This window comes from Priestia sp. JV24, from assembly GCF_025910025.1.
Taxonomy (GTDB): Bacteria; Bacillota; Bacilli; order Bacillales; family Bacillaceae_H; genus Priestia; species Priestia megaterium.
The window spans coordinates 131,672-155,694 of record NZ_JAPCIN010000016.1 but is presented as its reverse complement, the minus strand read 5'-3'; the positions used below and the strand labels follow the sequence as shown (position 1 = coordinate 155,694).

The 24,023-nt window shown below is 37.6% G+C and carries 26 protein-coding genes; 19 read left to right on the top strand and 7 right to left on the bottom strand.

Annotation, left to right across the window (positions count from 1 at the left end; genetic code table 11):
* Positions 1-96 precede the first annotated feature (96 nt).
* From OK414_RS13230 to OK414_RS13195, 8 genes are all read left to right on the top strand, one after another.
* Positions 97-684 (top strand): lysophospholipid acyltransferase family protein, encoded by a 588-nt coding sequence (locus OK414_RS13230; RefSeq protein WP_074896425.1) that lies wholly within the window; start codon positions 97-99, stop codon positions 682-684.
* A 20-nt stretch (positions 685-704) separates the two neighbouring features.
* Positions 705-1,190 (top strand): hypothetical protein, encoded by a 486-nt coding sequence (locus OK414_RS13225; protein ID WP_013057211.1) that lies wholly within the window; start codon positions 705-707, stop codon positions 1,188-1,190.
* A gap of 219 nt (positions 1,191-1,409) precedes the next feature.
* Positions 1,410-2,483 carry a branched-chain amino acid aminotransferase gene (locus tag OK414_RS13220; protein ID WP_095380245.1) on the top strand — a complete coding sequence of 358 codons (1,074 nt, stop codon included), beginning with the start codon at positions 1,410-1,412 and terminating at the stop codon, positions 2,481-2,483.
* Positions 2,484-2,707: 224 nt separating this feature from the next.
* The gene (locus OK414_RS13215; RefSeq protein WP_016764285.1) at positions 2,708-2,935 is read left to right on the top strand and encodes a hypothetical protein; all 228 of its coding nucleotides are present in this window, start codon (positions 2,708-2,710) and stop codon (positions 2,933-2,935) included.
* A gap of 137 nt (positions 2,936-3,072) precedes the next feature.
* Entirely contained in the window at positions 3,073-3,354 is a 282-nt protein-coding gene (locus tag OK414_RS13210; RefSeq protein WP_263045825.1) for a hypothetical protein, read from the top strand.
* Positions 3,355-3,459: 105 nt separating this feature from the next.
* On the top strand, positions 3,460-3,621 hold the full coding sequence (locus OK414_RS13205) for a hypothetical protein (protein ID WP_263045824.1): 162 nt from the start codon (positions 3,460-3,462) through the stop codon (positions 3,619-3,621).
* A gap of 105 nt (positions 3,622-3,726) precedes the next feature.
* The gene (locus OK414_RS13200) at positions 3,727-3,915 is read left to right on the top strand and encodes a hypothetical protein (protein WP_263045823.1); all 189 of its coding nucleotides are present in this window, start codon (positions 3,727-3,729) and stop codon (positions 3,913-3,915) included.
* A 255-nt stretch (positions 3,916-4,170) separates the two neighbouring features.
* Entirely contained in the window at positions 4,171-5,097 is a 927-nt protein-coding gene (locus OK414_RS13195; protein ID WP_013083332.1) for a manganese-dependent inorganic pyrophosphatase, read from the top strand.
* 17 nt (positions 5,098-5,114) lie between these two features.
* Here the strand turns inward: OK414_RS13195 and OK414_RS13190 are convergent, their stop codons facing one another.
* Positions 5,115-6,059 carry an alpha/beta hydrolase gene (locus tag OK414_RS13190; RefSeq protein WP_263045822.1) on the bottom strand — a complete coding sequence of 315 codons (945 nt, stop codon included), beginning with the start codon at positions 6,057-6,059 and terminating at the stop codon, positions 5,115-5,117.
* Positions 6,060-6,284: 225 nt separating this feature from the next.
* Between OK414_RS13190 and ilvD the strand changes: the two genes are divergently transcribed.
* Positions 6,285-7,961, top strand: coding sequence for a dihydroxy-acid dehydratase (ilvD, locus tag OK414_RS13185; RefSeq protein WP_047932054.1), 1,677 nt, complete (start codon positions 6,285-6,287; stop codon positions 7,959-7,961).
* 66 nt (positions 7,962-8,027) lie between these two features.
* Here ilvD and OK414_RS13180 read toward each other — a convergent pair whose 3' ends face one another.
* A complete protein-coding gene (locus OK414_RS13180) occupies positions 8,028-8,456 on the bottom strand; it encodes a GNAT family N-acetyltransferase (protein ID WP_034651700.1) in 429 nt (142 codons plus the stop codon).
* 295 nt (positions 8,457-8,751) lie between these two features.
* Between OK414_RS13180 and OK414_RS13175 the strand changes: the two genes are divergently transcribed.
* Positions 8,752-9,540 (top strand): DUF4240 domain-containing protein, encoded by a 789-nt coding sequence (locus tag OK414_RS13175; RefSeq protein WP_016764279.1) that lies wholly within the window; start codon positions 8,752-8,754, stop codon positions 9,538-9,540.
* Positions 9,541-9,586: 46 nt separating this feature from the next.
* On the opposite strand, the gene OK414_RS13170 is transcribed toward OK414_RS13175, so the two are convergent.
* On the bottom strand, positions 9,587-10,564 hold the full coding sequence (locus OK414_RS13170) for a multidrug resistance efflux transporter family protein (protein WP_216876187.1): 978 nt from the start codon (positions 10,562-10,564) through the stop codon (positions 9,587-9,589).
* A gap of 100 nt (positions 10,565-10,664) precedes the next feature.
* Between OK414_RS13170 and OK414_RS13165 the strand changes: the two genes are divergently transcribed.
* Positions 10,665-11,222 (top strand): helix-turn-helix domain-containing protein, encoded by a 558-nt coding sequence (locus tag OK414_RS13165; RefSeq protein ID WP_016764277.1) that lies wholly within the window; start codon positions 10,665-10,667, stop codon positions 11,220-11,222.
* 44 nt (positions 11,223-11,266) lie between these two features.
* On the opposite strand, the gene OK414_RS13160 is transcribed toward OK414_RS13165, so the two are convergent.
* Both OK414_RS13160 and OK414_RS13155 read right to left on the bottom strand, forming a co-directional pair.
* Positions 11,267-11,551, bottom strand: coding sequence for a hypothetical protein (locus OK414_RS13160; RefSeq protein ID WP_013083325.1), 285 nt, complete (start codon positions 11,549-11,551; stop codon positions 11,267-11,269).
* A gap of 96 nt (positions 11,552-11,647) precedes the next feature.
* A complete protein-coding gene (locus OK414_RS13155; RefSeq protein ID WP_013083324.1) occupies positions 11,648-11,986 on the bottom strand; it encodes a hypothetical protein in 339 nt (112 codons plus the stop codon).
* Positions 11,987-12,322: 336 nt separating this feature from the next.
* Here OK414_RS13155 and OK414_RS13150 point away from each other — a divergent pair, with 336 nt between their 5' ends.
* The 6 genes from OK414_RS13150 to OK414_RS13125 all read left to right on the top strand — a co-directional run bounded on the left by OK414_RS13150 (position 12,323) and on the right by OK414_RS13125 (position 20,006).
* Complete coding sequence (locus OK414_RS13150) at positions 12,323-13,441, top strand: GAF domain-containing sensor histidine kinase (RefSeq protein WP_095380241.1); 1,119 nt, start codon at positions 12,323-12,325, stop codon at positions 13,439-13,441.
* 15 nt (positions 13,442-13,456) lie between these two features.
* On the top strand, positions 13,457-14,095 hold the full coding sequence (locus OK414_RS13145) for a response regulator (protein WP_016764274.1): 639 nt from the start codon (positions 13,457-13,459) through the stop codon (positions 14,093-14,095).
* Between the two features lie 141 nt (positions 14,096-14,236).
* The gene (locus OK414_RS13140; RefSeq protein WP_034651709.1) at positions 14,237-14,776 is read left to right on the top strand and encodes an NADPH-dependent FMN reductase; all 540 of its coding nucleotides are present in this window, start codon (positions 14,237-14,239) and stop codon (positions 14,774-14,776) included.
* Positions 14,776-15,993 carry an MFS transporter gene (locus OK414_RS13135; protein WP_263045821.1) on the top strand — a complete coding sequence of 406 codons (1,218 nt, stop codon included), beginning with the start codon at positions 14,776-14,778 and terminating at the stop codon, positions 15,991-15,993. Before OK414_RS13140 ends, OK414_RS13135 begins: the two co-directional genes overlap by 1 nt.
* A 132-nt stretch (positions 15,994-16,125) precedes the next feature.
* Positions 16,126-19,332: a DEAD/DEAH box helicase gene (locus OK414_RS13130; protein WP_263045820.1), complete on the top strand. Its 3,207-nt coding sequence runs from the start codon at positions 16,126-16,128 to the stop codon at positions 19,330-19,332.
* Between the two features lie 17 nt (positions 19,333-19,349).
* Positions 19,350-20,006 (top strand): MtnX-like HAD-IB family phosphatase, encoded by a 657-nt coding sequence (locus OK414_RS13125; RefSeq protein WP_034651718.1) that lies wholly within the window; start codon positions 19,350-19,352, stop codon positions 20,004-20,006.
* Between the two features lie 11 nt (positions 20,007-20,017).
* Here the strand turns inward: OK414_RS13125 and OK414_RS13120 are convergent, their stop codons facing one another.
* Both OK414_RS13120 and OK414_RS13115 read right to left on the bottom strand, forming a co-directional pair.
* The gene (locus OK414_RS13120; protein WP_263045899.1) at positions 20,018-21,112 is read right to left on the bottom strand and encodes an acetyl-CoA C-acyltransferase; all 1,095 of its coding nucleotides are present in this window, start codon (positions 21,110-21,112) and stop codon (positions 20,018-20,020) included.
* Between the two features lie 14 nt (positions 21,113-21,126).
* Positions 21,127-21,684: a biotin transporter BioY gene (locus OK414_RS13115; protein WP_016764268.1), complete on the bottom strand. Its 558-nt coding sequence runs from the start codon at positions 21,682-21,684 to the stop codon at positions 21,127-21,129.
* A gap of 154 nt (positions 21,685-21,838) precedes the next feature.
* On the opposite strand from OK414_RS13115, the gene OK414_RS13110 reads away from it, so the two are divergent.
* Positions 21,839-23,272 (top strand): class I adenylate-forming enzyme family protein, encoded by a 1,434-nt coding sequence (locus OK414_RS13110; protein WP_263045819.1) that lies wholly within the window; start codon positions 21,839-21,841, stop codon positions 23,270-23,272.
* Positions 23,259-23,717, top strand: a complete 459-nt coding sequence (locus tag OK414_RS13105; RefSeq protein WP_034651726.1) for a GNAT family N-acetyltransferase — start codon at positions 23,259-23,261, stop codon at positions 23,715-23,717. Before OK414_RS13110 ends, OK414_RS13105 begins: the two co-directional genes overlap by 14 nt.
* Positions 23,718-24,023 lie beyond the last annotated feature (306 nt).

Here is a 24,023-nt window from a genome sequence, read left to right as displayed (position 1 = left end):
AAAAGATGTTACATTTATTTTTTAGTACCAGATATTAATATCAAGTGATATAATTTTGTATGTATTTTCAAATAATAGAGGGAAGAGGAAATGTTTATGTATAATCTTGCGGCTCACGTATGTAAATTTTTATTAAAAAGAAGAGGGAAGCTTTACATAAGGAATAAAGAGTCTTTACCGACAGACACGGGTTTTGTGATCGCTTGTTCGCATAAGGGATGGGTAGACGTTGTAGCGCTTGGTGCGGCTGTTTTGCCTCACCAAATTCATTTTATGGCAAAAAAGGAGCTTTTTAATCATATACTCACTAGTAATGTATTAAAAAAACTCAACGCATTCCCAGTAGATCGTAACAACCCGGGACCCAGCAGCATTAAAATACCTATTAAATTAGCAAAAGAAGGACATATCGTCGGGATTTTCCCTAGCGGCACGCGAACAGAGGAAGACGTTCCCTTAAAAAAAGGAGCAGTCACTATAGCGAGCATGGCAAAGGTTCCTATTGTACCCGCAGTTTACAAAGGACCTGCAAATGTAAAAGAACTATTTTCAAAGGGTCCTATTGTTATCTCCTTTGGAAAACCTATCTACCTTGGAGAAGATAAACTGACAAAAGATCGCCTTGCCGACGTGTCAAACCATTTAACATCTTCAATTCGTGCGTTAGAGGAAACAGCAAGATAACTTTATAGCGGAGGTGCACCATGAAGGATTGGGTACAGAGAAAGCTAAACGATGTAATTAGTGATGATGTGCAGGCAAAAATGAAAGAAAAGATGGCTGAAAGCGGGGTAACCGTTCCTATATCCGCTTCTATGCTCATGCGAATTTTTCAAAAGCAAATGACAAAGCAAGATCAAATTCAGCAATTTTCTATTTCATTTCAAGACTCCTATATTCACGTGAATGGAATTATTAAAAAATTTCTGGTGAGAATTCCATTTTCCATTGTGCTAGAACCTCTTGAGGCAAAAGAACGTACGCTTCTATTCAAAATCCATGAAATGAAACCTCTTAATCAAAATTGGATCAACTATCGAATTTTTCACAAGCCGCCTGTTACTACGTATGAAGAAAAACAAATTCATATCAATCTCAATGAAATTGATAAAGTGAAGGTCATTCCAGTGGGGAAAATCAAACAATTTTCAATACAAGATGAAAAGCTTCGAGTGAAAATTGGTTTATAAATAGTTGTAAATAAAATGTAGAAATAGTTTTTTTAGAAAGAAAACCTTTTCAATTCAGCACTTAATTCGATTAGGTGCTATTTCTTTATAATTTTTATAAAATTTTTAGAATTTTTCGTCTCTAACTATTGTGACACGCTTCCCTAAAGTTGTACAATGTAACTTATATAGAGGTTTAAGCGAAAAACCCGTAAATATAAAGAGCAAGGAGAAACAACTATGACAACTTATTCAATCGATGTAACACTAAGTCAAACAAAAAAAGAAAAGCCGCAATCTGATCAATTGCAATTCGGGAAAATCTTCACGGACCATATGTTCATTATGGATTATACAGAAAGCCAAGGATGGCACGATGCTCGTATTGTACCTTATCAACCTATCACATTAGATCCGGCATCCATGATCTTTCATTACGGGCAGTCTGTTTTTGAAGGACTAAAAGCATATGTAACAAAAAAAGAGCAAGTATTATTATTTAGACCAGATGAGAACTTCAAACGTTTAAATAAATCAAACGATCGTCTTTGTATTCCTCATGTTGATGAAGACTTAGCGCTAGAAGCGTTAAAACAGCTGATTAAAATTGACCGCGAATGGATTCCTACTGCTGAAGGTACATCACTATACATTCGCCCGTTTGTCATCGCAACAGAGCCTTACTTAGGAGTAGCGCCATCTGACCGCTATCAATTTATCATTATTCTTTCTCCAGTTGGTTCATATTATAAAGAAGGGATTGCCCCTGTAAAAATTGCGGTTGAAAGCGAATTTGTTCGTGCTGTAGCCGGAGGGACAGGGACGGCTAAAACAGGCGGAAACTATGCCTCAAGCTTAAAAGCTCAGCAGCTTTCTGACTCAAAAGGCTATTCACAAGTACTGTGGTTAGACGGAGTTGAACGCAAATACATTGAAGAAGTAGGAAGCATGAATATTTTCTTCAAAATCGATGGAGAAGTAGTAACGCCATCTGTGAACGGAAGCATTTTGGAAGGAATTACGCGTAAATCTATCATTGAGCTGCTAAAACACTGGGATATGCCTGTAACTGAGCGCCGTATTTCTATGGAAGAAATTAAGCAAGCTTATTCCGAAGGCAAACTAGAAGAGGCATTTGGAACAGGTACAGCTGCAGTTATTTCTCCAATTGGCGAACTATTTTGGAATAACGAGAAAATGGTTATCAACGATGGAAACACGGGAGAAATATCACAAAAACTGTATGACACTCTAACAGGTATTCAAAATGGTACAGTGGAAGATCCATTCGGCTGGGCAGTGGAAGTAGAATAAATTTCGGTAATCGAATATCTTTTTACGTAAAAGAAGCGGGACAGCTCCCGCTTCTTTTTTTGTTTGTTACCAAATAGTCCAAAAGAAACAAGTTATTTTTTGAATATTTAGAACTACTTATATACTTTTATTGTAAAATAAAATATAATTATCCTTATAAAAGTAATACTTTGTCTTTATTGAAATTCACAGCATTATTTATTCGTTATAAGGGGGAGAACAAAATGCTTTTTTTATCACATGATGAAAAAATTAAACAGCTGGCTTCACACTTAGCTGAACGACTCGAAAGAGAATTAAGCCAAGAAACCTCAGATGAACAAATGCACGTGCTCATCGGCTATTTGTTTGCTTCTCATTTAATCGAGCACCGTCCTACGGGTTATTACGTAAGGTCTCAATACCCTGAGCAACTAAAAGATTTATATGAAACTTTACACGTCCCTCAATAAATTATCTCTTCCTCTTTTGTCCTATATCGTGTAGAATTTTAGAAAATATATGATTTTCTAGTTGATGGCAGAGCTAGGATATAGCGTGGTATGGCATTTACCTTTAAATGATTAAGTAATGGCTTTAGAGGTGAATAATGTTAGCGCAAATCAAAGAAATGAGTTTAGATAAAAATCGTCGTAATCCACATTACCGCGTGTTGTTGCAGTCTCCAGACGGGAGTGAACTATTCATTCACTTTAATTATACATACCGATCAAAAACATATTGGTCAAGAGATGTATATTACAACAATGTTCATAAAAAATCTCAGCTTGCATGGTATACCCAAAGCGTAGAGGAAATGACTGCTCAGCAGTTTCTTGAAGAGCTAGGAGCTATCGTAAATGAACATTTCACCTTTACACCGCGACGATAACCAAAAAAGCACCCCTTCATATAGGGTGCTTTTTTTGGTTGTTTTACATAAATAAGGACAGAGTAATGTATATTCTCTTTTTTTGAAATGAAAGGCGGAATGTTGATGGTGCAAATTATAATGTGGGTGTTTTTTATTGGTCCTTGGCTATTGCTTTTTGCAGTTGATAAAGAGCGAGTAAAGCGGTATATGGCTGTATCACTATTCGGAGTGGTATTGTTAACGATGTTTTTCAAATTGCAGATCGCTTTAACTGGTGGGAAGTGAATAAAACTCTTTTTTTCTTTGTTAATATGACGCCTTTTCCTTTTGGCATATTTATAATAGGCACGCTTTTTATTTTTTTTTACCTATCCTGGCTTTTGGATGTTTATGATTATCAATGCAGCTTTCGATTTATTTCAGGCACTTGTCATGAGTCCTATCTTTGAAAAGCTAGACATTTATACACTGAAGGAAATGAATCATTTTTTATTATTTGTACTAATGATGGTTATTGCTGTTCTACTTTTTCTTTATCAAAAGTGGCAAGATACTGCGTTTAAGCTATCTATCAAGTGATAGAGAGAGAGCTTGTGTTTTATCGCTAACTTTTATATAATGAGCGTATAAAACCCTCTATTTATATCGGAAATAGAAGTGTTTTTACTATGGAAAAGATACAAAATGGCAAAATATCTGCGGATGAACATCATTTTTCGCAAAAAAATTAAAATAATGTAAAAGTTTATGTTAAAATGGCAATGTTGCGTGAACGAATTAACTAACTTTACGCAAGAATGCTATTTACATACGTAAGAAGGAGAGAGATTTAAGATGGCAAAGACGTTAATTTTTGGACATAAAAATCCTGACACAGATACAATCTGTTCTGCAATTGCATACGCTGATTTAAAGAATAAATTAGGTGTAGAAGCTGAACCAGTTCGATTAGGCGATATTAACGGCGAAACGCAATTCGCTCTTGAAAAGTTCAATGCTGAACTACCACGTTTCGTTGATGAAGTATCTAAAGAAACAAATGAAGTTATTTTAGTGGACCACAACGAACGCCAGCAAAGTGCAAACGATATTGATCAAGTTCGTGTGCTTGAAGTAATTGATCATCACCGTATTGCTAACTTTGAAACAGCAGATCCTTTATACTATCGTGCAGAGCCAGTTGGATGTACGGCAACGATCTTAAACAAGATGTATAAAGAAAACGGCGTAGAAATCGAATCTAACATCGCAGGTCTTATGCTATCAGCTATCATTTCTGATTCTTTATTATTCAAATCACCAACTTGCACAGACCAAGACGTTGCAGCTGCTAAAGAATTAGCGGAAATTGCAGGCGTAGATGCAGAAGAATACGGATTAGCAATGCTAAAAGCTGGAGCTGACTTAGGCGATAAAACAGCTTCACAATTAATTTCATTAGATGCTAAAGAATTTAGCATGGGCACAAGCAAAGTTGAAATTGCACAGGTGAATGCAATTGACGTAAACGACGTTTTAGTGCGCAAAGTTGAATTGGAAGAAGCGATTACTAAAACAATCGAAGAAAAAGGATTACAATTATTCCTTTTAGTTGTTACAGATATTTTAAACAGCAACTCTACTGCATTAGCATTAGGTTCTGCTGCTTCAAAAGTAGAAGAAGCATACAACGTAACGCTTGAAAACAATACAGCTGTCTTAGAAGGCGTTGTATCACGTAAAAAACAAGTAGTACCTGTATTAACATCTGTATTTGCTTAATAAAAAAAGGTTCGTGTCTACACACGAACCTTTTTTTTGTCCATTTGCACGTCAAGCCAATTTAGTATATCTTCTATCACTTCATCTTTATTTAATTCATTAAGCAACTCATGACGGCACTGTGTAAAAAAGCGGTAGCTTACGTCCTGCAATCCGGCTTTTTTAAAGTCGTTATATACTTTGAGTACACCTTTTGTATAGCTGCCTACTGGATCATGTTCTCCAGATATTAAATAAACAGGCAGGCTTGATGGGACTAGCTTTATATTAGCTAAGTTAGAGATTTGTTTGATTCCTGTTAATAAGTCATAGAAAAATCCCGCTGTGAAAACTCCTCCGCAATAAGGGTCATTTACATATAAATCTACAGCTTCATTATCTTGACTTAACCAATCAAAAGGTGTCCGAGCAGGATGAAATGATTTATTGTATTGTCCAAAAGAGAGCTTATCAAGCAAAGGGCTAGGAGATCGTAACCCTTTTCTCTTTATCTCTATTTGCGCAGCTAATATGCCGCCCTGCAGTGAAAGGGAAGGAATGCTGCCAGTACCTGAGAGTATCACACCATGAATGTGCTCTGTATTCAATTGAATATATCTTCTCGTTAGAAAAGACCCCATGCTGTGACCGAAAAGAAAGATTGGTAAGCCGGAGTGTTCCGTTGAAATGTGCTTAGTCAGAGCAATCACGTCGTAGACTACTGTATCAAAACCATTTTCTTCAGCAAAAAAACGCTTGTCTTCATCTTTTAAAGCTGTTTGACCGTGACCTCGGTGATCATTCCCACATACGATGTAGCCATGTTGCGTTAATACATTAGCAAAGTATTCGTAGCGTCCAATATGTTCGGCCATCCCATGGGCTATTTGGACAACGCCTTTTGCAGAATTGTTTTCAAGATCCCATTTTTGTGCGAATATTTCTTTTTCCTGATGACCTCTGTAGTAAAAGGATTGTTTCATGCTCAGCATTCACCTTCTGCTTTCCTGTAAAATAAGGGATATATGTATATATTATACTAATTTATGCAGGTGATTTTACTATTTTAAAATAAAAAATGATTATTTTGTCATAAACCTTTACAAACCTTTATGTGATTTGTTAAATTAGTATTTATATTAAAAATTATTAAACAATTTAAAAAGATTCAGTTTTTAATAGGTTAGATGAATACGGAGGGAATTATTGTGGCAGAATTAAGAAGTAACATGATCAAAAAAGGATTCGACAGAGCACCGCACCGCAGCCTACTGCGTGCAGCGGGTGTAAAAGAAGAGGATTTCGGCAAACCGTTTATTGCGGTTGTCAATTCATATATTGATATTGTACCAGGTCATGTTCACTTACAAGAGTTTGGTAAAATCGTAAAAGATGCGATTCGCGAAGCTGGTGGCGTACCTTTTGAAATGAACACTATCGGTGTAGATGACGGTATTGCGATGGGACATATCGGTATGCGTTATTCATTACCAAGTCGTGAAATCATTGCTGACTCAGTTGAAACGGTAGTATCTGCTCACTGGTTTGATGGAATGGTATGTATTCCAAACTGTGATAAAATCACGCCTGGGATGTTAATGGCTTCATTACGTCTGAATATTCCGACAGTTTTTGTTAGCGGCGGACCAATGAAGGCTGGCGTAACGAGCGACGGTCGTAAGATTTCTCTTTCTTCAGTATTTGAAGGGGTAGGAGCTCATCAAGCTGGTAAACTTGATGATAAAGGATTACTTGAATTAGAACAATTTGGCTGTCCTACATGCGGATCTTGTTCAGGAATGTTTACAGCGAACTCAATGAACTGCTTAGCTGAAGCGTTAGGACTTGCTTTACCTGGAAATGGTACAATCTTAGCAGTTGCTCCTGAACGTAGAGAATTTGTTAAAAAATCAGCTAAACAGCTTATGGAATTAATTAAATTAGATTTAAAACCACGTGATATCGTAACGGAAAAAGCAATCGATAACGCATTTGCTTTAGACATGGCGTTAGGTGGTTCTACAAATACAGTTCTTCATACGCTAGCTCTTGCGAATGAAGCTGAAATTGATTATCCGTTAGAGCGTATTAATGAAGTAGCGGAACGCGTGCCTCACCTGGCAAAACTCGCTCCGGCTTCGGATGTATTTATTGAGGACTTACATGAAGCAGGAGGCGTATCGGCTGCTTTAAACGAGCTATCTAAAAAAGAAGGAGCTCTTCATTTAGATACGATGACGGTTACTGGAAAAACGCTAGGCGAAAACATTGCCGGCTGCGATGTAAAAGACTATAACGTTATCCATCCAATCGATAAGCCGTTCACCGAAAAAGGCGGACTTGCTGTATTGTTTGGTAACTTAGCTCCAGACGGCGCGATCATTAAAACAGGCGGTGTTCAAGACGGCATTACTCGCCACGAAGGACCAGCAATTGTATTTGAGTCTCAAGACGAGGCGCTGCACGGTATTGCTAATGGAAAAGTAAAAGAAGGACATGTTGTAGTCATCCGCTATGAAGGACCAAAAGGCGGACCGGGAATGCCTGAAATGCTAGCTCCAACTTCTCAAATTATGGGAATGGGACTAGGCGCAAAAGTAGCGCTATTAACGGACGGACGCTTCTCTGGGGCTTCCCGTGGATTATCAATTGGCCACGCGTCTCCAGAAGCTGCTGAAGGCGGACCGCTAGCATTTGTAGAAGATGGCGACCACATCGTGATTGACATTGAGGATCGTTCGATGAACGTTCAAGTTTCTCCAGATGTTTGGGAAGAACGAAAAGCAAACTGGAAAGGCTTTGAGCCGAAAGTGAAAAAAGGCTATCTTGCAAGATATTCTAAACTTGTAACTTCTGCTAGCACAGGCGGAATTATGAAAATCTAATAGTACAAAAAGGCTCTCTGCTGAGAGCCTTTTTCTTTATTAAAGTAACTGTGCAAAGAAGCATTTTTAACAAGAAAATTCTTTTTTCATGATAACGTGTGGGATACCGTCTTCCATAAAGACATCTGAAACCGTCTTATAGCCTAATTTATGATAAAAAGGTTCAGCCTGAACTTGACCGTGAAGCTTAGCTTGAGTTAATCCTTCTTTTTTCGCTGCTTCTTCTAAGCTGGCCACCACTTCTTTTCCGAGCCCGTATTTTCTAAATTCCTTTAATACGCATATCCGCTCTATTTTGGCGTAATCGTCTACTATGCGGAATCTACCAGAAGCTGCCGGTTCATTGTTATAGTAAATCAACATATGTTTTGCCGTTTTCTCATGTTCATCAAATTCATCTTTTAATGGCACGCCTTGTTCTTCAACAAACACTGTTTTACGTATATGAAATACTTCTTCAAGCTGCTCTTTTGTTGTAATTTGCTTAATTTTCATCGAAAATCCTTCCTTTGCTGCGAATTTATGATTCTTTTTTGTATAATAAAGATATCTGATATAAAAGAGTATAAAGGAAAAACAAAATGTTGTAAATGCAACAAAAAAACAACTAATGAACATATTACACAAATTTGTGTTCATTGCTCAATATTTAAACGACCTCAGCAATAGTAAAATCAACTGAAACATGTTAAAAAGCAAAGAAAAGGGATTATGAAGCGCCATGGCTCTACATAACTTGTAAAAAGAGAAATATTCACAATAGTAGTAGGATGAAAAAGGGGAATGTATCATGCAAATAACCTTAGTGTATAAAGATGAGCAATCGAATAAATTTTGGAAAGTTGAAAGAAGAGACAGCAAGTTAGTCATTCACTTTGGAAAAGTTGATACAGCCGGTCGCATGCAAGTGAAAGAGTTTGTTTCCGCAGAAGCTTGTGAAGCGGAAGCTGAAAAGCTGATTCGTGCAAAATTGAAGAAAGGATATAAACCTTTAACTTGTTCGATGCAAGTAATGAAAGACAGTACGATGTCAGAGGCTCTCTTTTGGGAACTGATAAAAAAGGCGAAGACAAAATTAGATGTCGACGAGCAAATGGAATGGCTTCGCTCCACGCTAGCGAAGCGTTCTGAAAAGGACATTTTTCGCTTTGATCAGCTATTAAATCAGCATTTTGATCAATCCTATACTTCTTCATTGTGGGCAGCAGCTTATATTGTAATGGGCGGTTGTTCAGATGATTGTTTTGATTATTTTAGAGCGTGGCTTTTATATCAGGGAAAAGACATATATTATAAAGCGATTGAATCTCCTGAGACGATGATTTCTGTACTTAAACCACTAGAAGCAGAAGGCTATGCTCCTCAATTAGAAGAATTACTTTCTGTAGCATGTGAAGCTTACGAAGAAAAGACAGGTTTAGATAACGACTATTATTATGATAAATATGACCAGTTTGATCCAGTGTGGTACGATGAGCAAGATTTGGATCTTGATTGGGATGAAGATGATGAGGATGGTTTACAGATGCGATTCCCTGTGCTTTGGAGCCGCTATTGGAACAATCATCTCGAATATTAAAAAGAGGAGATGAAAACCTTTAAACAGATTTTCATCTCCTCTTTTTTTATTTTGATAGAGTACGTGACGGGGCGGCCGAAGACAGTTTTGTTTTTTTGTTTAGCATACTGTTCATAATCATTCCAATTACGATTATCGTCATACCAGCTAACGCAATCCCTGTTGGCACACGGCCATTTAATAAAAACACTTCGCCAAGCACGGTAAAAATCATGCTGCCTGATTGAGTTGCTTCAACCGCTCCAAGCAAACCTAAATTTTCTTTTGCCAAGTCTGTTGCGTAAAAGAACGTCATCGTAGCAATTACACCTGAACTCATTGCTAAGATAAAGGCTTGAGAAAATTGAGGAGCTGTTGGCATACCAGTTGTATAAAATCCATATATAGCATAGATGATACTTAGCGGTATACTGCCGATAGCCATACCTAAAACACGTTGAAATGTATCTAATTTCCCTTTGCAAACTTCCATCATTTTTCGATTTCCAAGCGGATATAAAAAAGCAGCCATGACGACAGGGAGAAAACCCAACACAAACTGTGAAAGCGTGATGTTTTCAGCTTCTTTAACTTGCATGAGAATCACACCCGCTAAAATAAACGTTGAAATACCAAGCGTTTTGAGTGGAATGCTTCCTCTTACTTTTTTGTTTCCGTCTGCAGTTTGAATAGTTACATAGAAAAGGGGAGAAATGAGCGCACCTGCCAAGATCGTTACTTGCCACGTTCCAGCTATGAGCCATGACGGTCCAAAAAGCGAAGAAAAACTTAATAATGAATAAAATCCAATTCCTGCAAGAGTTCCCCAACCTAACCAAGCGAAAGGATGTTTTTTCATTTCCATCCATAATGGTGTAAACTTCTTTTGTACAAGTACTAAAATGAGTAAAATAGGTAGTGCTAATAAAAAACGAAGAGATGCTGTCCAAGCCCAGCTTGTTCCAGATACATTCATGGCACGATTCACAATAAATGTAGCAGAAAAGAACATGGACGAGAGAAGCCCCCATAAAATTGCTTTCATACTTTTTCCTCCTAATTAATAAAAATACCTAAATATATATTATAGTATACTTAGGTATAAAAAAAGTGTACCATAATATACAAAAGAAAGGAAGGTAAAAATGCATTCAGAAGAAATGATGAAAAAGGTAGGCAACGAGCTTAGAAAAATAAGAACACAGCGAGAATTCACACTCGATGAATTAGCAGATAGGACGGGAGTCAGCAAACTCACGTTAGGGAAAATTGAAAGAGGGGAGACTAATCCAACCCTAGGAGTAATGTGGAAAATAACAACAGGTTTAAATATCCCTTTAACTAAATTAGTGTCAGTACAACCTTCAGTGGCTGTATCTAAGTGCGGAGAAGGTTTTTCTCTCAAAGGACCGGACGAAGCGTGGAAAGTAGAATTTATTTTTCAAAATCAAATAGATTCAACTATTGAAATGTACCGAGCCTTTCTTTCTCCTCTCGCTACATACTGTCCTGAACCTCATCATAAAGGATTAATTGAAGTAGCCACGGTAATGGAAGGAAGAATCGAAATGAAAATAGAAGAAGAGCTATACGAGCTAAAACAATTTGACTCTATAAAATTTGAAGGAAGTCATGTACACTCATACAAAAATCTTGAAGAACGTCCAGCTGTTCTGCATTTACTGCTAAAATATGAGGAGTAAAACAGCAGAGCCGCAGTAAAACGAACCATAAAAAATGATTCGTTTTACTGCGGCTCTAATAGCTGTTTATTCATCAGCTTGTTTTGATAGCTAATATATTTTTTTACTCTAATGATAATTAATGAATATTCTTCAATCAAACGGTGGATAGATTGAACCATACACTCTGGATAATGATGTTTTTTCTGTAAATACAATTTATACTTCCGAATTTGCCTTTCGAAATATAAAATAACTTGTTCAGGTGTTTTTACCAGTAACGATTGCATATATTCATTTACTTGCGTTTCAAGAAACGAATAGCGATTCGTGATAAAAAATGTCTTCATCTTATTTTCCTCCCTATAGGTTAGTGGTACAAAAAAGAAACCCTTGTGCTAGGATTTCTTTTTTTGCTTTTTATTTGAATCAGCTGTGCGCAACTTTTAGGCACTGATACTTGAAATCGAAGACTCTCTATATTTTTTTATTTTGCATTTTATATATGTAGGCGTTTCGCTGAAAAGATTTGCTACGTGTGTAATAGCTCCATAATAGGTTTTAGCATCCATCATTTCTTTATTCACAATATAGTCATACAGGGATGATTCAATATCATCAACGAAAGCTAAAATGTGACGCTTTTCGAATAGGAGTTGATAAAGTTCATTAATTAAGTAGGGGCTTTGATCAAATTTGTCTTGAAGCTGCTCTACTCGGTACTTTGTCATAGGCACTTCACACAAGATAATGTATCGTAACTCTTCTAAAAATAATTTATTCATCTTTCTCACATCCCTATTCTGTTAATAATTATATAATAGCACTATGCCTTCATTTTTGGAAGCGTTTTCAACATATTAATTTTAATATTTTTCTCTTCTCATTTCCTTTCGTTTTTTCTTTTCTTACGTGAATTATCTGTATTATAGTTCGTTTTACGTAAAGACTCTAGCTAATTGTTAAACTACCTGACATACTTTTTGAATTTTTTATTATTGATGTCAAAAACTCTTACATACCTAAGCGAAAACACCTTAAAAATAACGGTCTATTAGCCGGAATCGTCTTTAATTGTGATAAAATAAAAAATGGAAAATACATCATATAGGAGAGAGGCTATGGAAAAAGATCATATTTCAGAGCTTAAGATTTTAAAAGACATTGCCGAGATTTTAAATGAAGGCACTAATTTACATACAATGCTTCACGATGCTCTTTTAAAACTGCTGCAAATAACAGATTTACAAACAGGATGGATCTTTTTTATTGATAAAAATGGAAAACATGAGATGATTGCCGCTCAGCATTTACCGCCAGCTTTATTAAATAAAAGCGCTCAGCCTATGTGTAACGGAAGCTGCTGGTGTGTTGATCGGTATATGGATGGCCGGCTTCAAAAAGCATCTAATATTATGGAGTGCAAAAGACTTGAAGATTCCGTCATTTATGAGTGGGGAGATACACACGACATTACCCATCACGCAACGGTTCCTTTACAAGCAGGGGATGAACGCTTTGGATTATTAAATGTAGCTGCCCCTCATAAAATTCATTTTGAACAGCGAGAGCTTGATTTATTAGGATCCGTCGCTCTTCAAATTGGCACGGCTATCAAGCGGATTAAGCTGACTCAATCTCAGCAGGAAGTAAAACTTATTGAAGAAAGAAACAGGCTGGCAAAAGACCTTCACGATTCTGTTAATCAGCTGTTGTTTTCAATTAATGTCACAGCCAAAGCCGGAAGCAGCCTAGCGAAAGATGTGCAGTTAAAAGAGACTTTTTCCTTAATCCAAGAAACTGCTCAGCATGCTCAAGTGGAAATGAAAGCTTTAATTTGGCAGCTTCGTCCTCAAGGATTAGAAAACGGCATTGTCAGTGCGTTAAAAAGCTATGGTCAAATGCTAGGGCTTAACATAGAAGAACAAATTAAAGGAGTGTCCGTTTTGCCTGCTGTGATTGAAGAGACACTGTGGAGAGTCGGACAAGAAGCTTTTAATAATTGCCGAAAGCATGCGGGTACGGCAGAGGTACATTTAAACGTAAATATAAGCAAAGAACAGGTAATTATGAAAATTCAAGATAGCGGCAATGGATTTATATATAGCCCTTCAGCAGAGTTGCCGACGCTTGGGTTAAAAACCATGCAGGAGCGAATAAACAGATTAAATGGGAATCTATCTGTTACAAGCAGTATAGGAAACGGAACGGTTGTGGAAGTATCTATTCCTCTTTCATAACGGAAAGGAGCGCACATGAAAATAAAGATTTTAATCGCAGATGATCACCATGTCGTCCGAAAAGGACTTGTCTTTTTCTTACAAACGCAGCCTGATTTAGAAGTTGTAGGAGAAGCTTCTAACGGAGAGGAAGCTTTAAAGCTAGCGACATCTCTAGAGCCTCATATTGTGTTAATGGATTTATCAATGCCGGTTCTAGATGGAATCGAAGCAACAAAAGAACTAAAAAAACAAGCGCCGCATATACAAGTCATGATTCTAACAAGCTTTTCAGATCAAGATCACGTGATACCGGCATTAGAAGCAGGAGCTTCAGGCTATCAGCTAAAAGAAAGCGATCCAGATGAACTTGTAGCCGCAATTCGAAAGCTAATGAACGGAGAAAATCAGCTTCATCCCAAAGTCACTACGCACTTGCTAACACGGTTAACCAAAAGCAGCGAAAAGAAAGTCAATTTTATTGACCACTTAACGAAACGAGAAAAAGACGTATTAAAAGAAATTGCAAAAGGTAAAAGCAACAAAGAAATTGGTGCTTCCTTACATATTACAGAAAAAACAGTAAAAACACATGTGTCTAATATTTTATCGAAGCTCGGTGTTCAAGACCGCACGCAAGCTGCTCTATATGCTGTGCAGCACGGCATTTCCTAACCTACGACTTTAGTCGTAGGTTTTTCTCTGTGCTTCTCCGTCTATATTGGTAGCTTTCTTTCTACCAATAGCATGACGAAAAAAAGTTCAATCATCCCTATACTATATATATATAATCAAACGACAAAGGAGTAGATAAGCATGAACATACTTATTATCAACGGAAGTCCCAGAGAAACAGGCCGAACAACACAAGTGACGAGAGAGATTCACAAAAGCTATCAAAGTTCTTTTTTAGATTTAAGCCAATTATCACTTCCTATCTTCACAGGTGAACCTCATCAGTATGAAACAGAAGAAGTACAAGAGCTGATTAAAAAAATAGAAAAAGGGGATGGTATTTTACTTGCGACGCCCGAGTACCACGGAGCTATGAGCGGAGCGTTAAAAAACGCGTTTGACTTCTTAAACAGTGCGTATTTTGCGCATAAGCCCGTAGCACTTTTAGCAGTATCAGGAGGAGGAAAAGGAGGCATTAATGCTTTAAATAACCTTAGAACCGTTACACGCGCCTTGTATGCGAATGTTCTATCTAAGCAGTTGGTATTAGATCCTGCAGACATCCTGGAAAAAGGGACTTTACGAAAAAACGCAGCTGACGGAATTCATGAATTAGTTAATGAGCTGACTATGTATACACAAGTGTCTAAGCAAATTTTAGAAGCTAAGCAAAATGTTTGATGAAGGCGCTTTATAAGGACCGTCGCTTTCAAGCCGTAGTAGCTGCGAATGTTTTATCTTCTATTGGTTCCGGTATTACGATGCTTGCCATTCCTTTACTGTTAGTTGCATCTCCAGATGGAAATAAACTATTTGGCATGATTATGCTGATGATGACGGTGATTAGCTTTGTGGCTACTCCGTATATAGGTGTTCTTATTGATCGAATGTCACGAAAGAAAATGTTGTTAACCGTAGAATTGATAGGTTTTATCACGGTCATGCTATTTGTGATCGTTGGTTTTATGACAGACTATTCAACCATTCACTACATCATTTTGTACGGAACCGGAAACCTTTACTACACGTTTTTTTATCCAACGATTTTTGCATTAAATCAAGAAGTTTTTTCAAAAGATACGTTTCAATCATTAAACAGTATTATGGAAATACAAGGCCAGCTATCGAGTATGCTTGCAGGCGCTCTGGCCAGTCTAGTCATTACTCGTTGGTCGCTTCAATGGATTTTAATAGTCGATGCAGCTACGTATATAGCTGCATTCCTTTTTCTATTGAGTATTCCATATAAACAAAGCAGGGAACGAAGCGATAAAAAACACACTGCGATGAAAGAGGGATTAGCATTTATAAAAGAAAATCGCTCGGTATCTATTTTTTTACTGCTTTCTTTTATGCCTTTCGTTGCTGTAATGATGACGAACTATTTGTTTCCTATTTATCTGACTCAAGAATTAAACGCAAGTCCAGCAGCATATGGGATTGAGAGTGCCGTATATGGTTTCGGAGCATTAACCGCAGGGATATTCATCGTATCTATTATGAAAAGAACAGGCACTGAGCTAGCCATTATGCTTAATATAAGCCTCTTTGCACTCGGAATATCTATCATCTTCTTTATGAAGCTTCTGCCCATTTACTTTTCTATTGTATTTTTCCTTGCTTTTGCAAATGCAGGTACAAGAGTAGCTCGCAATACGTTTATGATGCAGAAAATACCGAATACTATCGTGGGAAGAGTGGACAGCTGTTTTCGCTTTATTACGTTAGGAATTCGTATTTTATTGATTTTCTTCTTTACGTACGTTACGACTAATGATCATATAGGACTTGCTTTTTCAGGACTTAGCCTGCTTTTATTATCATCCGCCGGAGCAGGCTGGATACTCTACAAAAGAAAACAGCGAAAACAGTCTGCACTGCTTAAGAGTGTTTTATAATGTCTGTTGCATGTTATAATAGAGGAATTGACAAATAATGTTCAACGTTTATGACGTTGGACATTATTTGTTCTGAATAGAAATTAAACAGCAACAGCATTGACTGTTATGCGATTGGAAGATTGTGAAGCGATGATAAATAAAACATTAAACAAAGAACAATTAAAAGATTCGTACTCAAGCAGAACGTACTATAGAGGACACACGTATTACAAGCAGGGGCGTGTGCTTGATTTGGAATACAACGAACAGACCACTACGTGGACAGCATCCGTTCGAGGTGCGGAAATGTATACCGTAATGGTTGAACAAAAAGGAAATTCTTTTTATTCATTCTGCGATTGTCCTGCTTATCATGAGTTTTCAGAATGCAAACACGAAGTAGCTGTTTTATTAACCATTTGCGATGAGCGCGCAAAGCCGCAGCCAATCAAAACAAAGCCTTTTCGCCAAAGCAAAGAATACGAAAATGTAAATCATTTTATCGACTTATTTTCGAGCTATCAGCAAACCATAAGCGACCATAAGAAATATGCAGATAAAGATCCGTTGAAAGTAGAATTTATTTGTAAGTCTTACTCAGAAGAATTTTTACGTTCAGAAGGAATGTACGTAGCGCTTGAAATGAAAGTGGGCGTCGACCGGACGTATGTAGTAAAAAACATTCAAGAATTTTTAACAGACGCTAAAGAATTCCAAACTCACGAATTTACCAAGCGCTTCGAATATGACCCGGTGGAACATTTTTTTATAGAAGAAGATAAGAAAATCATTGAGCTGCTGATGGATATTATGACAAATGAATCATTTTATAAACATTCTTATTCTATGTATCGTTCGTCTGCAAATAACAGAGAACTAATCATTCCCTCCATCATAGCCAAAGAGTTATTTCAATTGCTCAAAGATCGGAACTTTACATTTATTCATGACGGGCACTCATATGAAAATATTATCTTTGCTGAAAGCTCAGCTCCTTTTTCGTTTCAGTTAAATAAGCACCCGGCAGCTGGATTTGAACTCGACTTTACGGAGCTTCATCAAGCTTCGTTTTTTGATCGATACGGGTGGCTATTTTTAAAGGGGACGTTTTATGAGCTATCTCAAGATCAGCGTATGCTTCTTGAAGGGCTTCGAAAAACGGCGCCTTTGAAGCCAGTCGTACCTATAGCAGAAGAGCAGATGGGAAATTTTTTATCTCACGTCGTTCCAGGACTAAAAAAAGTGGGGAAAGTGGATATCGCAAAAGAAGTATCCCATCAGATTATTGCACCTGAACTAAAAGCAAAAGTATTTATTGACCAGGAAGATGAACAGCTGTTTGTGACGCTTCGGTACCATTATGGAGAGATTTCAATTAATCCATTTTCACCTCAACCTGAAAAGTACGATAAAATCTTAATACGAGATTTAGAAAAAGAAGACCGCGTGATGGATTTAATTGAAACAGCTCCTTTAAACATTTATAAAAACCAGCTGTATTTAAATCAAGATGAATCATCTTTATATGAATTTTTGTTTCATATTGTTCCAAAGCTTGATGAAATAGCGGATGTGTATATTACGGATGAGATGAAAGATTATGCTTATACGGATTTTTCTGCGCCAGTAACAACGGTTGACATCAAAAACAGCAATGGATTATTAGAAATTAATTTTGATTTAGGAGGCATTAATCATCAGACCGTTCAAGATGTTTTAAAATCTATTTTAGAAAAGAAAAGCTATCATCGTCTAGATAACGGTGCGTTTATTCCTCTTGAAAACGAAGGCTTTGAGCATATTCAAAATCTGTTTCGTGAGCTGAACGTAACCGAGAAAGACTTAAAGGATAACTCATTGCAAGTACCTTTATACAGAGGAATGCAAGTGGAAGAGATTATGAGTGCGGGTGATAAATCAGCGGCTAAGTTCGGCTCAGCATTTAAAAGGTTACTTACACAGCTCAAATCTCCAGAGGAAATGGATTGGGAAGTACCGGAATCCTTGCAGGCATCATTGCGTGATTATCAGTACAATGGGTTTAAGTGGTTTAAATCTCTGGCTCACTACTCTTTAGGAGGCGTTCTGGCCGATGATATGGGGCTTGGAAAAACGCTTCAAAGCATTGCCTATATCCTATCTGAAAAAGAGCTTGATGAAGATAGCAGTGCCTTTTTAATTGTTGTGCCGGCTTCCTTGATTTATAACTGGCGCAACGAATTGGAGAAATTTGCACCGAATTTAACGGTTCAAACCATTACAGGAACGCCGAGCGAGCGTGAGGAGAAGCTAAAAAGCACAGCTGACGTATGGATTACATCTTACCCAACACTGCGTCAAGATATCGATTTGTATCAGCATCTTCATTTTCATGCTTTAATTCTAGATGAGGCTCAAAGTATTAAAAATCATACAACGAAAACGGCAGTAGCTGTTAGGACTATTTCAGCTGAAAAACGTTTTGCGCTGAGCGGTACGCCTATTGAAAACTCACTTGATGAGCTTTGGTCAATTTTCCAGACCATTCTTCCGGGTTTATTTCCAGGGCTTCGCAAGTTTAAGAACATGTCATCGGAGCAGGTCAGTCGAATTGTAAGACCATTTTTACTGCGACGAGTAAAAAAGGATGTATTAAAAGAACTGCCTGATAAAATTGAAACAACTCATTTATCTGAGCTCACTAAAGAACAAAAAGAGTTATATGTAGGCTATTTAGAACAGTTAAAATCATCTTTAGCCGGTGAAGATTTTAATAAAAACCGAATGAAGATCTTGGCGGGATTAACAAGACTGCGCCAGATTTGCTGTCATCCATCCCTATTCGTTGAAAATTACGAAGGGTATTCAAGCAAATTAGAGCAGCTGCTTGAGATTACAAGAAATGCGGTTGCCAACGGAAAACGTTTGTTAATCTTTTCTCAGTTTACAAGCATGCTTCACATTATTCGAGAAGAGCTTCAAAAAGAAAACCTTTCGTACTTTTACTTAGACGGTCAAACGCCATCAAAAGAACGAGTGGAAATGGCGGATCGATTTAATAATGGAGAACAAGACATTTTCTTAATCTCGTTAAAAGCCGGAGGCACGGGCTTAAATTTAACGGGAGCAGATACAGTTATTTTATATGACTTATGGTGGAACCCAGCGATTGAAGAACAAGCGGCAGGCCGTGCACACCGCATTGGGCAAAAAAATGTTGTGCAGGTCATCAAGCTTATTTCTCAAGGGACTATCGAAGAAAAAATTTACGGCTTGCAGCAAAAGAAAAAAGAACTCATCGAACAGGTTATTCAGCCGGGAGAAACAATGCTTTCTAGTTTGGCAGAAGAAGAACTTCGAGAACTGCTTAGTATGTAGCAAAGGGTGTGTAAGGAATGAAAAAATGGGCGTTTGTATCAGATTTTGATGGAACAATTTCAAAAAAAGATTTTTATTGGATTGTGATTGAAAAGTATTTTCCAGAAGGTGAAGAACTTTTCCACCGATGGAAAGCAGGAGAAATGAAAGATATTGATTTTTTATCTACTGTTTTTCAATCCATTCACCAAGAAGAACCGAAAATTTTAGAAGACGTAGCGAATATTCCAGTTGATGAATACGTGCCCGCTTTTATTAAAGCTGTTCAGAAAAACGGCGGAGATTTTTATATTTTAAGCGCTGGAACAACGTACTATATTAAACCGATTTTAGATAAATACGGTGTTGAAAAAGTGGAAGTTTATTCAAATGAAGGATATTTCCATCAAAACAACGTTCACTTGCGTCTAGACCCTGCTCACAGATGGCATTCAGAACGCTACGGCATCGATAAATCATCTGTTATTCAAGAACTAAAAGAGACATACGAAACGATTTATTTTGCTGGAGACAGCGAGCCGGATTCGCATCCAGCAAAATATGCAGACGTCACATTTGCAAAAGATTCTTTGCAAGATTTACTGCGCGGACAAAACGTTCCGTTTGTTCCGATTGAAACATTTAAAGATATTGAGCAATATTTGATGAAACATAATGTAATAAAAAAGGCATAAAAACAGCGGTATTATTTGATTACTTCAAATAATACCGCTGTTCCTATTCCGCCTCCGCTTCCTAAAGCCGCTATGACATATCGCATGTCACGGCGCTTGCTTTCATAAAAAAGACGCGTAGCTAAAATAGCTCCTGATGCTCCGTATGGGTGTCCTAGAGTCAATGCTCCTCCGCGAATATTCACTTTCTCTTCTCGTATTCCCAGTTCTTGCATGCAAGCGACAACTTTAACAGCAAATGCTTCATTGATTTCAAATAAGTCAATATCATCTACCGTAAGAGAATTTCGCTTCAAGATATTTTTAATCGCAGAAACTGGTGCAATAGCAGGGTAAAGAGGTGACACTCCTGAAATATCAGCGTCAATAAAACGCAAAACGGGCTGAAAGCCTAAGGACCGTGCTTTTTGCTCTTCCATCACAAGTGTAATGCAGGCTCCGTCGTTAATTCCACAGCTGTTTGCTGCAGTGACGGTGCCTTCTTTTTTTAAAAAGACGGGGCTGGCTTTTTGCAGCAGCTTTGTTAGGTTTCGTTTTTTCATAAATGCTTCATCGTGCATCACGTTTGGAAGAGGAAGCGTTTCTTCTTCAAACAACCTTTTTTCAAAAGCCTCCCAGCTTCTTTCATGACTTAAAAGAGCATATCTGTCCTGCTGATCTTTAGATATATTGTATCGCTGAGCTACGTTTTCTGCTGCGATCCCCATGTCAGGGTCACCAATTTTATCAGGAGAAAAACGTGCTCTTTTTTCAAAAGGAGAAGTACTTGTACTTTCAACGCCTCCAGCTAAATAACACGTTCCAGCGCCTGCTTTTATTAAATAGCTCGCCATTCGAATCGCTTCTAAGCCAGCTCCGCACTGACGATCAATGGTCATTCCCGGGATAGAAAAAGGGAGGTCTGCTTCTAAAGCGGATAGCCTAGCTGCGTTTCCTCCTGGACCTACAACATTCCCTAAAATAATGTCATCAATTTCATGTTCAATTCCAGCGCTAAGGTGTTTTAATAAAGGAGCCGTTAGCTCTTGAACATGAAAATCTTTCAGTATACCGTTTTCTTTTCCAATGACCATACGCTTCGCTTTTACAATTGCTGCTTGATAGATAAGTCATCACTTCCTTACATAGAAGCTGTATTGGAACGACCAGTTACGGTTACTACTTTTCGGACTTTTGTAATTAAATAAGCTGCTATGATTGCTTTTATGCAGTCACCTGGAATATAGACTAAACTTAATTGAAGAGATTTCCAGAACGGTATGTGAAGTAGCATCGCTTGTACAGGAATGCCAAAAGCGTAAACTAGCAAAATTCCAAACAGGACATTTGTTATGAATACCTTTGTAAACGCAAGGGTTTTCAACTTGGATAGTGTCCATCCTATAAAGAAAGCTGCAAATATATAGCTGATTAAATAGCCAGCGCTTGGACTAAAAAATACGCTCATACCACCGCGCCCTCCAGAAAGTAAAGGGACTCCTACAGCTACTAAACATAAAAAAATAAATTGGCTTAATGCGCCTAACCTAGCCCCAAGAATACCTCCTGCCAGCATAACCCCCATCGTTTGAAGAGTAATAGGAACGGGAGTAAATGATAGAAAAATAGGAGGAACAAGCCCTAGCGCTCCCATTACAGCCGTAAATAATGCAACGTACGTCATATCTTTTGTTTTCATCGTAAACCTCCGTTGTATATGATAAAACATGACTATCTTATCTTATTAAACTTAAATTAGTAAACTTTATTTTTATATAAGTTTACATTTTTCTTTTCTCAAATCTACATTTACGGTACACTAAAAGTAAAATAAAAAGGGAGTTTACGCAGTAATGAAGCGAATTGAAGAACTAATTTTTAATCAGTGCCAACAAACGCCTGATGGACTGGCACTATCGGATTCTATTAATAAGCTAAGCTACAGTCAAATGTGGGATTGTGTATGCAAAGCCGAAAAACAGCTTCAGGAAAAAGGGGTGGAAAAAGGAGAGCTCGTTGCGTTAAGCATGCCAAACAATGTAGAAGCTATTGTGTCATTTTTAGCGATTTTAAAAGCCGGTGGAGTGGTGATGCTTTTACACAATGAGTTAACAGAAGCTGAAGTTGATGCCTATTTTTCTATTCAATCTCCGAATTGGCTATGGAAAACATCTTCTTTAACTAACATAACAAAAGAAAAACCGGCGCTGCCCGTACGGCAAGTGAATGCACTATCCGATTTATTTTTATTTGGATTTACCTCTGGGTCAACTGGGAGACCAAAAGGGTTTGTAAAATCGCATCACTCTTGGTCTTCATCCTTTCAAGAGTGGTCGGATATATTTTCTTTAGAGCAACATGACAAAGTGCTTGTTCCTTTACATATCTCGTATTCCGCCCAGCTTTACCCGGTTTTGCATGCGCTTTGCAGCGGCATGCACGCTATCATGCTAGAAGTGTTTACACCTTCAGCTGTTTTTAACAAGGAAGCTAGCTGTATGTCCATTACACCCGCATTAATTTCTCCGTTACTTCGTTATGTACAAAGCAGACCAAATGAAAAACGACTTTTACCAAAGACCGTGATTTCAGTAGGCAATAAATTATCACCTTCCGTTCGAAAGAAATTTTCACGAGCGTTTCCTGTTGCCTCTCTTTATGAATATTACGGATCTTCTGAAATGGGATTTGTTACGGTGCTTTCACCACATACAGCTGAAACGATGCCTCATACAGTAGGCTATCCTGTTGACAGCGTAGACGTTTTAATCCTGAACGAGCGTGGAAAAGAAGTTGAAAAAGGAGATAAAGGAACACTATTTGTGAAAACAACTCAAGCATTTGAAGGGTTTGTTAAGGACAGCGAAGAAACGAACCGCTCGTTTTTTAACGGATATGTTACATCGCACGATATTGCGGTTCAGCTTCAAAACGGAAGCATTACCATCGTAGGGAGAGATAAAAATGTAATTAAAAGCAGCGGAAGCTTAGTATATGCTGAAGAAATTGAAGAGCTGCTTTTACAAATACCGGGCGTTAGCGAAGCAGCCGTTTTTAGCGTAGTAGATGCTGAACGTTCAGAAGTAGTAGGTGCAGCAATTGTTTTAGAGAACATTTCTCTTTCTGAAGTAAGACAAGCGCTGACAAAACAAGTATCTGCTTATAAAATCCCGCGCGTATGGAGAGTTTTAACGTCCTTTCCACGAATGAAAAATGGTAAAATTGATAAAGCAACGATATACAGCTACTTTACAGAGAAAGAAGGGAAGACATATGATCTCATTTGAACCCGTTACAGCTGACACGATGTATATTGTATCAGAGATTATCAATTCAAACGAAGCATACAATGCGTTGGAAAACGGCAAGAAAGAGCGGAGTGAAGAAGAGCTTTTTAAAGAATATATGAATGAAAAAACGGACAGTTATTTTATAAAAGCCGACGATACATACGTAGGGGTTATTGATTACATGAAACAAAATCCTAACGATGATCATCCGTGGATTGGAGCTTTTATTATTCATAGCGCCTATCACAATTTCAGTTTCGGAACGCAGGCATATCTAGCGTTTGAAGAGAAACTAAAAGAAGAGGGGCTTTCCGTTCTACGTCTTGGGGTTCTGTCTCAAAATCCTAGAGCTAAGCTGTTTTGGGAGCGCCTTGGTTTTACACAGTATGCCACTAAGCCGCTGCACCATAATCGAGTTAACTGCTTGGAAAAAGAGTTGTAAAGAAAATCCGTGGGTTTATCTACGGATTTTCTTTACTGGGCATTAAATGTTCGAAAGAAAAAAATATAGTAACCACTTTATTATTATCAGAGCCTTATGCGCCTGTTGAAGACAACGTAAGCCTTCTATTCGAAGCAACTTGAAGTAACCGAACTGATTGTCATAGAAATTTATGTCTTCAATGCGTTCGTTGCCTATGAAATTGTAACAATTCCTTATATATAAGTAACTTTAGCTGTTTAGTATATGAATAAAAAGTGCACTTTTTATTCATATACTTTGCTAATGCACTTGAAAAGAACGTTG

What these genes read in the sequence shown, in the direction of transcription:
- OK414_RS13130 (WP_263045820.1), top strand. Translation starts at nt 16,126, where the DNA reads ATGATAAATAAAACATTAAACAAAGAACAATTAAAAGATTCGTACTCA.
- OK414_RS13180 (WP_034651700.1), bottom strand. Translation starts at nt 8,456, where the DNA reads ATGAAAATTAAGCAAATTACAACAAAAGAGCAGCTTGAAGAAGTATTT.
- OK414_RS13225 (WP_013057211.1), top strand. Translation starts at nt 705, where the DNA reads ATGAAGGATTGGGTACAGAGAAAGCTAAACGATGTAATTAGTGATGAT.
- OK414_RS13190 (WP_263045822.1), bottom strand. Translation starts at nt 6,059, where the DNA reads ATGAAACAATCCTTTTACTACAGAGGTCATCAGGAAAAAGAAATATTC.
- OK414_RS13150 (WP_095380241.1), top strand. Translation starts at nt 12,323, where the DNA reads ATGGAAAAAGATCATATTTCAGAGCTTAAGATTTTAAAAGACATTGCC.
- OK414_RS13165 (WP_016764277.1), top strand. Translation starts at nt 10,665, where the DNA reads ATGCATTCAGAAGAAATGATGAAAAAGGTAGGCAACGAGCTTAGAAAA.
- OK414_RS13155 (WP_013083324.1), bottom strand. Translation starts at nt 11,986, where the DNA reads ATGAATAAATTATTTTTAGAAGAGTTACGATACATTATCTTGTGTGAA.
- OK414_RS13210 (WP_263045825.1), top strand. Translation starts at nt 3,073, where the DNA reads ATGTTAGCGCAAATCAAAGAAATGAGTTTAGATAAAAATCGTCGTAAT.
- OK414_RS13115 (WP_016764268.1), bottom strand. Translation starts at nt 21,684, where the DNA reads ATGAAAACAAAAGATATGACGTACGTTGCATTATTTACGGCTGTAATG.
- OK414_RS13220 (WP_095380245.1), top strand. Translation starts at nt 1,410, where the DNA reads ATGACAACTTATTCAATCGATGTAACACTAAGTCAAACAAAAAAAGAA.
- OK414_RS13160 (WP_013083325.1), bottom strand. Translation starts at nt 11,551, where the DNA reads ATGAAGACATTTTTTATCACGAATCGCTATTCGTTTCTTGAAACGCAA.
- OK414_RS13145 (WP_016764274.1), top strand. Translation starts at nt 13,457, where the DNA reads ATGAAAATAAAGATTTTAATCGCAGATGATCACCATGTCGTCCGAAAA.
- OK414_RS13170 (WP_216876187.1), bottom strand. Translation starts at nt 10,564, where the DNA reads ATGAAAGCAATTTTATGGGGGCTTCTCTCGTCCATGTTCTTTTCTGCT.
- OK414_RS13215 (WP_016764285.1), top strand. Translation starts at nt 2,708, where the DNA reads ATGCTTTTTTTATCACATGATGAAAAAATTAAACAGCTGGCTTCACAC.
- OK414_RS13200 (WP_263045823.1), top strand. Translation starts at nt 3,727, where the DNA reads ATGATTATCAATGCAGCTTTCGATTTATTTCAGGCACTTGTCATGAGT.
- OK414_RS13230 (WP_074896425.1), top strand. Translation starts at nt 97, where the DNA reads ATGTATAATCTTGCGGCTCACGTATGTAAATTTTTATTAAAAAGAAGA.
- OK414_RS13105 (WP_034651726.1), top strand. Translation starts at nt 23,259, where the DNA reads ATGATCTCATTTGAACCCGTTACAGCTGACACGATGTATATTGTATCA.
- OK414_RS13205 (WP_263045824.1), top strand. Translation starts at nt 3,460, where the DNA reads ATGGTGCAAATTATAATGTGGGTGTTTTTTATTGGTCCTTGGCTATTG.
- OK414_RS13135 (WP_263045821.1), top strand. Translation starts at nt 14,776, where the DNA reads ATGAAGGCGCTTTATAAGGACCGTCGCTTTCAAGCCGTAGTAGCTGCG.
- OK414_RS13110 (WP_263045819.1), top strand. Translation starts at nt 21,839, where the DNA reads ATGAAGCGAATTGAAGAACTAATTTTTAATCAGTGCCAACAAACGCCT.
- OK414_RS13175 (WP_016764279.1), top strand. Translation starts at nt 8,752, where the DNA reads ATGCAAATAACCTTAGTGTATAAAGATGAGCAATCGAATAAATTTTGG.
- OK414_RS13140 (WP_034651709.1), top strand. Translation starts at nt 14,237, where the DNA reads ATGAACATACTTATTATCAACGGAAGTCCCAGAGAAACAGGCCGAACA.
- OK414_RS13125 (WP_034651718.1), top strand. Translation starts at nt 19,350, where the DNA reads ATGAAAAAATGGGCGTTTGTATCAGATTTTGATGGAACAATTTCAAAA.
- OK414_RS13195 (WP_013083332.1), top strand. Translation starts at nt 4,171, where the DNA reads ATGGCAAAGACGTTAATTTTTGGACATAAAAATCCTGACACAGATACA.